The 13,625-nt window shown below is 60.0% G+C and carries 12 protein-coding genes; 6 read left to right on the top strand and 6 right to left on the bottom strand.

Annotated features, from left to right (window positions below; genetic code table 11):
- Window positions 1–14: 14 nt before the first annotated feature.
- Window positions 15–929, top strand: a complete 915-nt coding sequence (locus V8P77_RS03885; protein WP_335910811.1) for a DMT family transporter — start codon at window positions 15–17, stop codon at window positions 927–929.
- A 301-nt stretch (window positions 930–1,230) separates the two neighbouring features.
- Window positions 1,231–2,421: a formaldehyde dehydrogenase, glutathione-independent gene (gene fdhA, locus V8P77_RS03890; RefSeq protein WP_335910812.1), complete on the top strand. Its 1,191-nt coding sequence runs from the start codon at window positions 1,231–1,233 to the stop codon at window positions 2,419–2,421.
- 89 nt (window positions 2,422–2,510) lie between these two features.
- Here the strand turns inward: fdhA and V8P77_RS03895 are convergent, their stop codons facing one another.
- Window positions 2,511–3,317 (bottom strand): ABC transporter substrate-binding protein, encoded by an 807-nt coding sequence (locus V8P77_RS03895; protein WP_335910813.1) that lies wholly within the window; start codon window positions 3,315–3,317, stop codon window positions 2,511–2,513.
- Window positions 3,318–3,420: 103 nt separating this feature from the next.
- On the opposite strand from V8P77_RS03895, the gene V8P77_RS03900 reads away from it, so the two are divergent.
- Entirely contained in the window at window positions 3,421–5,814 is a 2,394-nt protein-coding gene (locus tag V8P77_RS03900) for a putative bifunctional diguanylate cyclase/phosphodiesterase (protein WP_335910814.1), read from the top strand.
- An 81-nt stretch (window positions 5,815–5,895) separates the two neighbouring features.
- Window positions 5,896–6,480 (top strand): cysteine hydrolase family protein, encoded by a 585-nt coding sequence (locus V8P77_RS03905; protein WP_335910815.1) that lies wholly within the window; start codon window positions 5,896–5,898, stop codon window positions 6,478–6,480.
- A 92-nt stretch (window positions 6,481–6,572) separates the two neighbouring features.
- On the opposite strand, the gene speB is transcribed toward V8P77_RS03905, so the two are convergent.
- Window positions 6,573–7,628 carry an agmatinase gene (gene speB, locus V8P77_RS03910; RefSeq protein ID WP_335910816.1) on the bottom strand — a complete coding sequence of 352 codons (1,056 nt, stop codon included), beginning with the start codon at window positions 7,626–7,628 and terminating at the stop codon, window positions 6,573–6,575.
- A 96-nt stretch (window positions 7,629–7,724) separates the two neighbouring features.
- Between speB and V8P77_RS03915 the strand changes: the two genes are divergently transcribed.
- Complete coding sequence (locus V8P77_RS03915) at window positions 7,725–8,888, top strand: aminotransferase (protein ID WP_335910817.1); 1,164 nt, start codon at window positions 7,725–7,727, stop codon at window positions 8,886–8,888.
- On the opposite strand, the gene V8P77_RS03920 is transcribed toward V8P77_RS03915, so the two are convergent.
- From V8P77_RS03920 to hutC, 4 genes are all read right to left on the bottom strand, one after another.
- Window positions 8,865–9,404, bottom strand: coding sequence for a flavin reductase family protein (locus V8P77_RS03920; RefSeq protein ID WP_335910818.1), 540 nt, complete (start codon window positions 9,402–9,404; stop codon window positions 8,865–8,867). The genes V8P77_RS03915 and V8P77_RS03920 overlap by 24 nt on opposite strands.
- Window positions 9,401–10,756, bottom strand: a complete 1,356-nt coding sequence (locus V8P77_RS03925) for an LLM class flavin-dependent oxidoreductase (RefSeq protein ID WP_335910819.1) — start codon at window positions 10,754–10,756, stop codon at window positions 9,401–9,403. The genes V8P77_RS03920 and V8P77_RS03925 overlap by 4 nt, the downstream gene beginning before the upstream one ends.
- Window positions 10,757–10,866: 110 nt before the next feature.
- Entirely contained in the window at window positions 10,867–11,805 is a 939-nt protein-coding gene (locus V8P77_RS03930; RefSeq protein WP_335910820.1) for a LysR family transcriptional regulator, read from the bottom strand.
- A gap of 30 nt (window positions 11,806–11,835) precedes the next feature.
- Window positions 11,836–12,543, bottom strand: a complete 708-nt coding sequence (gene hutC / locus V8P77_RS03935) for a histidine utilization transcriptional repressor HutC (RefSeq protein WP_335910821.1) — start codon at window positions 12,541–12,543, stop codon at window positions 11,836–11,838.
- Between the two features lie 227 nt (window positions 12,544–12,770).
- On the opposite strand from hutC, the gene V8P77_RS03940 reads away from it, so the two are divergent.
- Complete coding sequence (locus tag V8P77_RS03940) at window positions 12,771–13,598, top strand: transporter substrate-binding domain-containing protein (protein ID WP_335910822.1); 828 nt, start codon at window positions 12,771–12,773, stop codon at window positions 13,596–13,598.
- Window positions 13,599–13,625 lie beyond the last annotated feature (27 nt).

The following is a 13,625-nucleotide window of genomic DNA, read 5'->3' on the forward strand; positions in this document are numbered from 1 at the left end:
TTGAGAATATCTGCGTGACCATAGAAAATCCGGCCAGACCCCTCGCAGGCAGCGAGCACGAGAAGGGTGTGCTTCTCATCGTTGCCGCGACGCTTGCCTGGAGCGCGAGCGGCGTCTATTCGCGGCTCCTGACCACCGACGTATGGACGGCGATCGCCTGGCGGTCGTTGTTCGGCGGCCTGTTCCTGCTGATCCCCTGCCTTTTCCTCGAAGGGGGCATCTCGCGGCAGCAATGGCGTTCCGTCTTCCATCCGTCCGGACTTGCGATGATCGCATGCCAGACCTTCAGTCAGGTATGCTTCATCGGCGCGCTTTACATGACCACCGTCGCCAATGTGACGATGATCTATGCGACCGCGCCCTTCATCGCGGCCATACTCGGCTGGTTCATCCTCAGGGAGAGGGTCTCCACGCGGACACTGATTGCCGGCGGCATCTCGCTCTTCGGCGTTGCCGTCATCGTCGCCTCGTCGATCGGCGGCGGCACTGGTGTGGGAGATCTGCTGGCGCTCGGCATGACGGCGTCCTTCGCGCTCGTCATCATCATTCCGCGCATCAGTCCCGACGTGCCGAGCCTGCCGCCAACCGTGGTCAGCGCTTTCCTGACGCTTGTCATCTTCGCGCCGTTCGGTTCGGTCGGTTCGCTCGACCTGCACAACTGGATCGTTCTTGCTGCCTTCGGCGCGACCAATTTCTCTCTCGCACTGGTGCTCTTCCTTGCCGGAGCGAAGCGAATGCCGCCGGCAGAAGCCGCGCTGATCGGCACGATGGAAATCGTGCTCACACCCTTCTGGGTCTGGTTGCTGTTTTCCGAGCAGCCGCCCGTTGCCACCTTTTTCGGCGGCGCGGTCATCCTCGGCGCTGTTCTCTGGCACACGGCCATCGACGTCAACCGCAGCCGGCGACCGCGTCGCGCCCAAAGCCTTTAGGCGGCGAATCTTCCCGGACGATCCGGAAAACCGCCGTATTCGCGGGGTCAATTATTTACGCTATGTAGCGCTATTGCGACTTTGCCGACTGTCGTCTTTGGGTTGCGCCCATGTCGCTTTCTTGATCGCTGTTTTCCGTTAGGCATGGTTTGTTTGTGGTGTTCAAGGCGCTATCTCGCAAACTGGCGAAATGAACCGATATCCGGTGTTGTAGACCGGGCTGCAGAGGAGGCAGGCCGGAGGGAAGGCCATCGACTGCATCGGTTGCAGATCGAGGCATTCAAACAAGTGGGAGGAATCCATGAGCAAAAATAGAGGCGTCGTCTATCTCCGGCCGGGCAAGGTCGAAGTTCGCGACATCGACGATCCGAAGCTGGAAGCGCCCGACGGCCGCCGCATCGAACACGGCGTCATTCTGAAAGTGATCTCGACCAATATTTGCGGCTCCGATCAGCACATGGTCCGCGGCCGCACGACGGCGATGCCGGGCTTGGTCCTCGGTCATGAAATCACCGGCGAGATCATCGAGAAAGGCATCGATGTCGAGATGCTCGACATCGGCGATATCGTCTCGGTGCCTTTCAATGTCGCCTGCGGCCGCTGCCGCTGCTGCAAGTCTCAGGATACCGGTGTCTGCTTGACGGTAAACCCGGCCCGTGCCGGCGGCGCTTACGGTTATGTCGACATGGGCGGCTGGATTGGCGGCCAGGCACGCTATGTCACCATTCCATATGCAGATTTCAACCTGCTGAAAATCCCCGATCGGGACAAGGCAATGGCGAAGGTCCGGGATCTCACCATGCTCTCCGACATTCTGCCCACCGGCTTCCATGGCGCAGTGCGTGCAGGCGTTGGGGTCGGCTCGACCGTCTATGTCGCCGGCGCCGGCCCGGTCGGCCTTGCGGCTGCGGCTTCGGCTCGTATTCTCGGCGCTGCGGTCGTGATGATCGGTGATTTCAACAAGGACCGTCTGGCGCATGCGGCGAAGGTGGGTTTCGAACCGATCGACCTGTCGAAGAGCGACCGTCTTGGCGACATGATCGCGCAGGTCGTCGGCACCAATGAGGTGGACAGCGCCATCGATGCCGTCGGCTTTGAGGCACGCGGCCACTCGGGCGGCGAGCAGCCGGCGATCGTGCTCAATCAGATGATGGAGATTACCCGTGCCGCGGGTTCGATCGGTATTCCCGGCCTCTACGTTACCGAGGATCCGGGCGCCGTCGACAACGCCGCCAAACATGGCAATCTCTCGCTCCGCTTCGGCCTCGGATGGGCCAAGGCACAGTCCTTCCACACCGGCCAGACTCCGGTGATCAAATATAATCGTCAGCTCATGCAGGCGATCCTCCACGACCGACTGCCAATTGCCGATATCGTCAACGCCAAGGTCATCCCGCTCGACGATGCCGCCAATGGATATGAGAGCTTCGACCAGGGAGCGGCGACGAAATATGTCCTCGATCCGCACGGAGAGGTCGCGAAAGCCGCATAGCGATTACGACCGAGGAACTTTACCTGACAGGAATGGCCGGCGGAAACCCGGCCATTCCACGTTTGTCACATGACAATTTGCTTGATGAATTATTGGATGCTGAACGGGAAGTATTTTGCGTTGATCATATCGTAGGTCCCGTCCGCCTTGATACTCTTCAGCGCTTCGTTCAGGCGCGTCAGACGCTCCTTGTCGTTCTGGCGCAGCGCGATGCCGGCACCTTCGCCGAAGTATGTGACGTCGACCAGATCCGGCCCTTTGAACTCGCAGCAGGTTCCCGCCTTGGTGTTGGCGATCCAGTCGTAGATGGCGAGTTTGTCCTCCAGGATGATATCGACGCTGCCGTCCGACAACCCCTTGTACAATTCAGGCGAAGACCGGAAGACCTTCTTTTTCATCTCCGGATAGAGATGCTTGGCGTAGGATTCCTGCGCCGTCGACGACGTCACCCCGAGGATCTTGCCGCTGAGGCCCGCCGGGCTGACATCGCTGATCGACGAGTCCTTCCGAGCGATGAACACGGAGGGGCTGTTGTAGTATTTCTCCGTGAAGGCAACCTTTTGCCGCCGTTCAAGGCTCATCGACATCGATGAGATGATCGCGTCGTATTTTTCCGCAACGAGATTTGGAATTATGTCGTCCCACTTCTCGATGATGAATTGGCATTCGAACTTGCCGACCTCGCAGAGGGCATTGGCGATATCGATATCGAATCCCTGAAGCTTGTTGTTTGCATCGAGATAGTTGAAGGGCGGAAATGCGCCTTCGACGGCAATTCGCATCGGCGTGCGATCTTGCGCGATCGCCTGGATTGGCGCGGCCGCGGCCAATAACATACCCAAGCCGCCCGCCATCAGCGCTGCGCGCAACATAGTCTGAAGGGATATGCGCAACATCGTCGGGCTCCTTAGGGCGTAGTCGATCTCGCGCCATAGTGCGTCACAGCTTTTAATTCTACGTGAACGCTTCTTTGTTAGCGTCGACGAATACGCCCGCATCGTGGTGTTCAGGGGTCTACGCTTGCACATAGTTCTTCCTTCCAGCTCCAATACGTTTCAGCAATCCTGGATAACTTCGGGAAGAATTCTGTTTCTTATTGCTGTCAGTGGGCTTGGAGCGATCGGACTTGTCGTACTCTCGGCGCTCTGGGCAGGAACCGAGAGCGACGCTGCCGCCCTTGATCGACAGCGCCAGCTTGTGAATGCGCGCCTGCGGGAGCAGGTCGATCAGGTCGCCCATGTTATCGGCCAGTTCGGCAACGGCTACCTCACACGTGTTTATCCTGCCGCCCGGTCGACCGGAGGTTCCTCCAGCCTCGATGCGATTCTGACGGCAGCGGCCGGGAGTGCGATCAGCCAGACGGCGATGTCTGCCTTCGGCTACGATCAGGCCTTTGTCGTCGACGAAAAGGCGCAACTGCTCATGCTGGCGGACGCCCAAACGGAAAAGCGTTATCGCTGGATGAAGCCTCTCTTCTTGCCTCTCCTTCAGGATGCCCGGCTTGGAGTGAGACACGGCACAGTTTCCAACGAGCGAACACCGTCCTCAATGGAAAGCCGCCTTGCGAGTGCCGCCCGCTCCAACCGGGCGCTGGCCAATCTGATGCGGCTGGAAGGTCGGCCGACGATCGTCGGCGTCGTCGCCATCAACGAGGCCACTGAGAGGCAGCAACAGCCGATGCGGCAATTCCTGATCGTCGTGCGGTTTATCGATGGTGCGGCGCTGGATGAATTGAGCCGGCAACAGGGCCTCAACGGCGCGCGCTTCGCGCGCACCGCCGATGCCGACGAAAACGAGGTTGCGTTCCAGATTGACGCCACGGCAAACGGTGAACCGATCGGCTTCATCGTATGGCGGCCCGATCTTCCGGGTTCGAGGGTGATCGGCCGATTGATGCCGGCACTTTCAGTTGCCGCCTTGGTGATCGCGATCCTGTTCTCGGTCTTGCTGGTGCGCCTGCGAAGCAGTCTCGGCGAGTTGAAGAGAAGCGAGCTGCATGCAAGGCAGCTTGCCTTGCATGATGTACTGACCGATCTTCCCAACCGCGCTTTGTTCGCGATGAGGTTCGACGAGTGCCTGGCCGAGACGCAGAATTCGACCGAGCGCTCGGCAGTGGCGCTTCTCGACCTCGACCGCTTCAAAGCGGTGAACGACACGTTCGGCCATGCCGCCGGCGATGAACTCATCAGGATGGCCGCGGAGCGGATCCGCTCCCAGCTTCGTCCGGGCGACACGTTGGCCCGGCTCGGAGGCGACGAGTTCGCCCTGCTTCTCCGCGACATCAAAGATCATGACTACGTTTTGCCGGCAATCTGCGAAGCGATCGTTGCCGAACTCGGCAAACCCTTCCCGCTTTTGAGGGGCGAGGCAGTCGCGCGCGTCGGCGGCTCCATCGGCGTGACCGTCGTGCCGGACGCCGGGCGAAATGCCGATGACATCATGCGCTACGCCGACGTCGCGCTGTACGAGGCAAAGATGGGGGGCAGAGGCCAGTGGCGTCTCTATTCACCGTCCATGGACGGCGGCAGGAATGCGCGCGACATTCTCAAGAACGAATTGCGGGAAGTTCTGGCCAAAGGCACCGCCTCAGACGCTGACGGTCCGCAATCCGATCCGATTGTAAACAGGCCGGACTTCGGATCGCTCGAGGTCTATTACCAAACGGTCCATCACGCTGAGGCAGGATACGCGGCGTCGGGCGCAGAGGCTCTGGTGCGTTGGCGTCACAGCCAGCGCGGACTCTTGACGCCTGCCAGCTTCATCCCTGTCGCCGAAGAGGGCGGCCTCATCGACGCTCTCGGCTTCTGGGTCTTGCGCGAAGCCTGCAGAGCCGCCTGCAAATGGCCGGAAGACACATTCGTTGCGGTCAACGTTTCTCCCGCCCAGTTGAGGAGACCAAATTTCGCCGAGGAAGTCTTCGCCGTTCTTGAGGAGAGCGGCCTGCAGCCGTCCCGGCTCGAGCTCGAGCTTACCGAGTCCTCGCTTATCGAGGATAATTCGGACGTTTATACGGTGCTGAAGTCGCTGCGCAGCCGGGGTGTTCAGGTTTCGCTGGATGATTTCGGAACCGGCTTTTCATGCCTCAGCCATCTGGTGCGTTTCGATATCGACCGCATCAAGATCGATCGTTCATTCGTCTCACAGCTCGGCACGAAAGCCAACGGGGCGGCAATCATCGGCGCCATCGTCGCGCTCAGCCGCAATCTCGGTATTTCGACGACGGCTGAAGGGGTCGAAACCGAATATCAACGCGACTTTCTGGCCGCCCTCGGCTGCACCGACCTCCAAGGCTACATCTTCTCCAAACCGGTTCCTCTGCACGAACTTGACTGCTTCCGGAAAGCTGAGGGCACCGCCGGATTGTTGACGATTGCTCCAGGCGCCGTCGCGTAAGGGGCTTCTGATCTTCCGCTGGTCAGGGGAACTTTCGCCCCGTGCGACAGTTGACGCCCCGAAGAGCGGATGGAGGATCTGATGGGCGAGGTCGGCGAGTGGCGGCACCTTTGCGTCGATATGCAGCGGATGTTTGCCGAAGACACGCCGTGGCACGTCCCCTGGATGGCGCGGGTCTCTCCCCAGATCGAAGAGCTGGCCGGGCGGCACCCATCGCGAACGATCTTCACCCGCTTCCTGCCACCCGAGCGTGCGGACGACATGCCGGGGAAATGGCGGGACTATTACCGGAAATGGTGGATGATGACGGGCGAGCATCTTCCGCGCGACTTGATCGATCTGGCGTCATCGCTGGCGGCGTTGGTTCCGCCGGCAAGGTATTTCGACAAACGCACCTATTCCCCTTGGTTCGACGGTCGCCTGCATGCGATTCTTCAATCCGAGCGGGTCGATACGCTTGTCGTAACCGGCGGGGAAACCGACGTCTGCGTGCTTGCCACGACGCTCGGCGCCATCGATCTCGGCTATCGTGTCATCGTGCTCAAGGACGCCGTCTGCAGCGGCGCCGACGACACGCATGACGCGTCACTGGAACTTCTGCACGATCGGTTTTCCGTGCAGCTCGAACTCATCGAAACCGAAGAATTTTTGAGGGGCGTTGGTTAAAGCATGTCGCGCAAAACTGTGCGGCGGTTTTGCGCGAACGACATGGTCTTGGCCCATCCGGTCAATTGCCAGAGATGACCGAGAGGTCGGCCTCAGCGTTTGCCGATCGAGGGACTAAACACCATGAGGCTCAGGATCTCAAAGAGCACCTGTGCTGCGGCGTGTGCTGTGTTGGTCGTTGCGTCATATTGCGGGGCAACTTCGACGACGTCACCACCCACCAGGTTGATCCCTTTCAGGCCGCGTATCAGCTCAAGGACCTCACGTGTGGTCAATCCACCGACCTCGGGCGTGCCCGTGCCGGGCGCAAAGCTCGGATCGAGGCTGTCGACGTCGAAGGAAAGATAGGTCGGGCCGTCGCCGACGATGGATTTTGCCTTGGCAATGGCGGCCGCAATCCCCATTCCGCTGATATCCTCTGCGTGGATCACGGTCATTCCCGACGCATAGGAGAATTCCCATAAATATTCCGCCGAACCACGGATGCCGATCTGGATTGTCCTTGTCGGATCGAGCACGCCGTCCAGCACCGCATTGCGGAACGGCCCGCCGTGATGAAACTTCGTCTGATCGAAGGCGCCGCTTGTATCGCAATGAGCATCGATATGAATGAGGCCGACCGGCTGCTGCCGACCGATGGCCTTCAAAATCGGGTGGCTGATGGAATGATCGCCGCCGACGGAAAGCGGGGCAACGCCGGCATCGACGATCTGGCCGATGCGTTTTTCGATATCGTCGTGGCTAAGCTCCAGCCGGTAACGGCTTTGGAACGATACGTCACCGATGTCGGCGACCCGAAGATCGAAGACCGGCGCCGTGGCGAGGACGTGATTATAAGGGCCGATCCTTTCGATGGCGCGAAGTGCTCTCGGTCCGAAACGCGAGCCTGGACGATTGGTGACGCCAAGATCCATGGGGACCCCGGTGATTGCAACCTGGAGATTGCCGAAATCCGGATCATCTGCCGCGACCGGTATGTAGGGTGCGCTGAGGAAGGTCGGTATTCCGGCATAGGGCGCCAGTCTCGTGCCGCTCTTGGAGATGATCTTCTCCGCCACTTTGCGAAACTTCTCGTCGAATATCTCGCCGCCATTGGCATCTGCAAATTCTGCGCGCAGCTGTTCCAGCCGCGTTTTATCCCACACCATGCGCATGCGTCTCCGCTTCAGGTCCGTCTCGTCAGACAAAGAGGTTGAGAAAACAATTGGTATCGTTGTAGCAATCGGTGTCAAAGAGAAATCGATATGATCGCTGCAAAACCCAATTCGCTCGTTGCCCGCCTCTCTGCCCCACCCATTCCTTCCGTCGTCGCCTGGAGCCACGAATACAAGGGGGAAAAAGGGCCGCTCATCGACCTGTCGCAAGCCGTGCCTGGCTATCCCGCGCATCCGGAGATGCTGCGGCTTCTGGGCGAAGCGGCTGGGCAACAGGCCATGACGGGTTACGGGCCGATCGAAGGTGAACCTTTATTGCGCAAGGCCTACGCGGCTCATCTTGCCGAGTTTTACGGCGTCGACCTTTCCGCCGGTAATATCCACATTACCGCCGGCTGCAATCAGGCGTTCATGTGTACGGCGATCGCGCTTGCGGGCGCGGGCGATATGGTCGCGCTCACCAATCCCTTCTATTTCAACTACGACACGACGCTGTCGATGCTGGGGATCGGTCGCCGGTTGGTCGATTGCGACCCCGCCAGCGGTTTTCTTCCCGATCTGAAGTCGGCCGAGGCAGCCCTTGCGGCCGGCGCGAAGATGCTCGCCGTCGTGACACCCAACAATCCCACCGGAGCGGTGTATCCGCCAAGCCTGCTTCACGAGCTTTTTGTGCTTTGCCTGAAATATGGCGCCTGGTTGATCCTCGATGAAACCTATCGCGATTTCCTTGGCGAGGATGACGGGTGGCCGCACGCTCTTCTCTCGGAGCCGGGCTGGCAGGACACACTCATTCTTCTCTACAGCTTTTCCAAGTCCTTCTGCATTCCCGGTCATCGACTGGGTGCAATCACGGCAGGCCCAAGACTCATCGCCGAGATCGCCAAGGTGATGGACAATATGCAGATCTGCGCGCCGCGTTCGGCTCAGATCGCGGTTGCATCGGCGATCCCAGCGCTCGCCGACTGGCGGGCCGGCAACCGGCTAGAGATCGCTCGCCGGGCGGAGGCGTTGAGGCAGGTTTTTTCCGGGCTGCCGGATTGGCGGATCGGAGCAATCGGCGCCTACTTCGCTTTTGTCCGCCATCCTTACGCCGATCGATCGTCTTTAGAGGTTGCCGAAAAACTTGCCAAGGAATCCGGCGTTGTTTGCTTGCCCGGCGCCTATTTCGGGGAGGGGCAGGAGCGCTACCTCAGACTTGCCTTCGCCAATGCGGATGTCGCATCGATAGGGCTATTGTCGGAGCGGCTTCGCTAGACTGCTATCATCAACTTCCGCCGGAAGTTGATGATAGCCACCGCGCCAATAGAGCAGCGGCCCTATGCCCTGCCGGATTTCGATCGCGCAGACATGCCCGACCAAAATAGCGTGGGAATTGTAGTGGAATGCGGTTTCGAGCTTGCAGTCCAGGACCGTCAAGGCATTTTCAAGGGCGGCCGCGCCGGTCTTGAGGCGATACCATCCCGCATCGCCGTAGCGCTCGGCGCCCTTTCGTCCGTCAAGGCCGGCAAAGGATTGCGCCACCTGCTGCTGGTCGGCGGCGAGCACGTTGACGCAGAAGCAGCCGTACTGCTGCAGCGCCGGCCATGAGGAAGATGCTCGGTTGACGCTGACGATGACGGACGGCAACTCCGCCGAAAGCGAGGAGACCGACGTTGCCGTGAAGCCGGTGCGGTCTTGCCCGTCGCCGACCGTAATCACGCTGACCGCACCCGCCAGATGACGCATCGAAAGCTTGAAGTCCGCTTCGCTGATCAAAGCCTCGGCAGTCATTGGGCTGGCTCTTGGGTTTTGCCAAAGCGATTGACAGGCATTGAAAGGCCGAGGTTTTCGCGCAAGGTCTTGCCCTCGTATTCCTCACGAAACAGCCCGCGGCGGCGAAGCTCCGGCAGGACAAGCCGCACGAAGTCGTCGAGGCTGGACGGCAAGGTGGGGAACATCAGGATGAAGCCGTCGGCCGCACGCGTCTCGAACCATTCCTCCATGTAGTCGGCGATCTGGCCCGGCGTGCCTGTGATGCCGTTGCCGGTATGCTTCTCGGCATAGTGCCGGATGAGTTCGCCGACGGTATGGCCGCTTTTCACGAAATCGACCAGTTCGTCGAACAGGGCGCGTGATCCCTTGGGTGCTGCCGGCAGCCGATCCATGGGGAAAGGCTTGTCGAGCGCCACGTCGCGCAGATCCGCTTCCAGGAATTCGGAGAGCATCAGCCGGCCGACATCCGGGTGCATCTTGTCGATGAGATAATCCACCTTCGCCTTTGCCACGGCTTCGGTTTCACCGACGTTGATCACGATGCCCGGCATGATTTTCAGGTCGTCGGGATCGCGCCCAAAGGGCGGCATCCGGCGCTTGACGTTTTCGTAAAAGGCCCGGTTCCGGTCGATATTCGATGCGAGGCTGAAGACGATCTCGGCCGTGCGCGCCGCCATCTCCATTCCGGGTTCCGAACCACCCGCCTGGGCGATGACCGGGCGGCCCTGGGGCGTTCGCGCAATGTTGAGAGGCCCGCGAACCTGGAAGTGCTTGCCCTTGTGATTGAGCGTGTGGTGCTTGTCCTTGTCATAGTAGACACCGTTTTCACGGTCGAGAAGCAGTGCGCCTTCCTCGAAGCTATCCCAAAGACCGAACACGACATCGATGAACTCGTTGCCGCGCTCGTAACGCAGCGCATGCGGATCGAGCCCTTCGCGATTGAAGTTGTAGCCGGTTTCGTCGTGATCTGACGTGACGACGTTCCAGCAGACGCGGCCCTTGCTCAGATGGTCGATCGAGGCGAACAGGCGCGCCACATTGTATGGCTCGTAATAGCTCGTCGACACCGTCGCCACGAGGCCGAGATCGTTGGTGGTGACCGCCAGAGCTGAAAGCAGCGAGAGCGGTTCGAAGCGGTTCATCTTTGTGGGAATGCGGGCAAGCGCATAAGGATCGCCGACGGCAGCGGCAGGAGAATCCGCCATGAACATGAAATCGAACTTGGCTGCCTCCGATCGTCTGGCGACATCGAGCAGGTGAGCGAAGTCGTTGGCGCCGTTGACATCACTTGCCGGATGCAGCCAGGAGGCAGGGTGAAAGCCGAACGTATAGACGAAAGTCCCGAGTTTCATCTTGTCGGTCCGCGCCATTGAGCTCTCCTGTCATGTCGGCCACGCCGCCAAGGAAAGGCGACTGCGCAAATTATCGCCAGGCGCAAATTTTCATCAATATCCCAAGACTGAGTTCCGTTTTAGTTTTTCTAAAGTGTCGGCTTGGGCGCTGACGCCAAGGCCTGCTGACGGGAAATAGCAATGAGCCAATCGCGGAATTCGCGCCCGCGGGGCTTCTGCAAGGCCGCCCGATCCCAGGCGAGAAAATAGCTTTCGCGCAGTGCAATGCGCAGGTCGACGGGAATGACGAGCGTTTGCGCATCGAGCTCATCCGATATCATCGACATCTGCGCGAGAACGATACCGCGCTTGTTGACGGCCGCGTCAATCGCACTGCTCGACAGGGTGAAGGAGAGGCCGGGCGTTGCCGCGTCGAAGGAGACGCCGGCCTTGGCGGCAAACTCCGCCCAGCTGGGGTAGGGGGTGAAGTGCCGTTCCCACTCGACATGGAGGAGGGGGTGTTCGAAGAGATCGCGAGCCGCATGCGCGCGATCCTGCATCAACGCCGGCGAACAGGCAGGCACGACCCAATCGCGAAACAGTTCGGTATAATGTTCGTGCTGCAGCACGTCCGACCCGTAGCTGACGCGGAAATCGATATCGTCGAAGCCGATGCGGGGCTCTTTGTCGCGTCCGATGATCCTCACCTGCACGTCGGGATGAAGCGCCTGCCAGTCGAAGATGCGCCTGCCGATCCATTTATTGACGACGGAGGAAAGCGAACTGAGAACCAGCGCCGTCTCGTTACGCGCCTTTTCCAACAGCTGCTGGGCGAGCGCAAATTGCTCGAACCCCTTAGATATCTCCTGGTGGTAGAGCCGGCCCCAGGCGGTGAGCTCGACTGTTCGTCCGCTGCGTTCCAGAAGCGAAACGCCAAGAAAGCTTTCGATCTTGCGAATCTGCTGGCTGATCGCTCCCGGCGAGACCTTGAGCTCGAGGGCTGCAGCCGTCACCCCGCCGCAGCGTCCCACCGCCTCGAACGCCTGCAGACTTTTCAGCGGGATCGCCTTGAGGCCCTCATCGGTCACTTGCAGAACCTCTTCTGATTTGCGTCAGACTCAATTTGCTGCCGGATGAAACGTCCCCGCAAACTGGAACCGGTCGCCTGGATGGATAAACTCGACATATGTCACCGTGCGGCCGTTCTGCCAGGTCTGGCGGACGAAGCTCAGGCACGCCTCGCCCCTTTCCGTCTGCAGGATCCGCGCCGTCACGGTATCGGCCGAGACGGCACGAATGACATGTTTGGCCTTGGACCAGGGCACTTGCTCAAGCAGCCATTTGCCGGGCGGGATCGAGGTGAAGCTCTCTTCTCTCGCCCCTGGCACGGCGTCGAGCATGATGATCCGCCGCTCGATGGCATTCGGTCTGCCGTCGACCATATGCAGGCATTGAAGCCTGAGGACTTCTGCATCGGCAGGTTCCGACAGCTGCTGCGCCTCCGCCTCGCCAAGGCGCTCGATCTTGCGGGCGAGGATTTCGAAGCGGTGCTCGTGCCCGGCCAGTTCCGCTTCGGTGCTGATATCCTGGATATCCATCACCGTGCGGTCGATCTGGGGCGATGCGACGAACGAACCGGTCTTGCGCCGTCTGACGATCATGCCGCGCTCGGCAAGCGCCGACAGCGCCTTGCTGACCGTCATGCGCGAGCACCGATATTCCGCTACCAGTTCGTGCTCGACGGGAATACGGTCACCCGGCCGCCAGGCGCCACTGATGATCTTCGTCTCGATATCCGTGAAAATACGCTGGTAAATCGACACCAAGCCCGCACCTCATTAGGCGTCAACGATCATGAATGCGGAACGGTCATGCCGGCGAGATCGACGCCACCCGGCACAAATTTTGCGTTCCTCGTCTTTTACATTGACACTCTAGGCCAGCCTATATCTATTTGTATAGTCAAAAGCGGAGCATAGAAATCCGCACCGAGGAAATCGAAGTCGGGAACAAAAACTCCTCCGCCGGGGGAGTAAAAACTGGAGAGATGATCATGAAGGCAAATTCACTGCTGAAGGGTCTGGTCGGCGCTGCGTTCCTGTTCGGAGCAGCCGTTTCCGCCCATGCAGCCGACACGCTGGCAGCCGTCAAGGCAGCCGGCACCCTCAAGGTTGGCACCGAAACGGCTTTCGCACCGTTCGACTATATCGATGCCGGTGAACACACCGGTTTGAACGTCGACCTCTTTGCCGAGATCGGCAAGGAACTCGGTGTCAAGATCGAGTGGGTGGCGCTTCCCTGGGATGGCGTCTTCCCCGCGCTCGAGGCCGGCAAATTCGATGTCGTCGCAGGCCCTGCAACGATCACCAAGAAGCGCTTGGAGCGCTATCGCTTCACGCCGCCGATCGCCGAAGCGACGATTGCGATCCTGAAGAAGGCTGGCGATACGACGATCAGCAAGCCGGAAGATATTGCCGGCAAGAAGATCGGCGTCGGCAAGGCAACTGCTCAGCTCGACCAGCTGAAGGAATTCTCTGGGACGCTGCCGACCAAGGTCGACGTGCGCGAATATCCGGCCTTTACCGAATCCTACGCCGATCTCGCAGCCGGGCGCATTGCCGGCGTTGCCAATTCGCTGCCCAATATCGCCTTCGTCGCCAGCCAGCGAAAGGGCACGTTCGAAGTCGTCCAGCCGCCATTCGGCAAGAAGTCCTATTTCGGCTTCATCGGTCTCAAGGATGCCGATCACGCCCCGCTGATGGATGCGATCGATGCCGCAATGCTCAAGATCAAGGCAGATGGACGCATGGCTGAGCTGCAGAAGAAGTGGTTCGGTGCATCTTTTGATACGCCGGACGCCGTCAAGGATCCGGCATTCTGATTAGCTGCCGGTGAAACGAACGCGCCC

Source organism: Rhizobium aouanii, assembly GCF_037002925.1.
Taxonomy (GTDB): domain Bacteria; phylum Pseudomonadota; class Alphaproteobacteria; order Rhizobiales; family Rhizobiaceae; genus Rhizobium; species Rhizobium aouanii.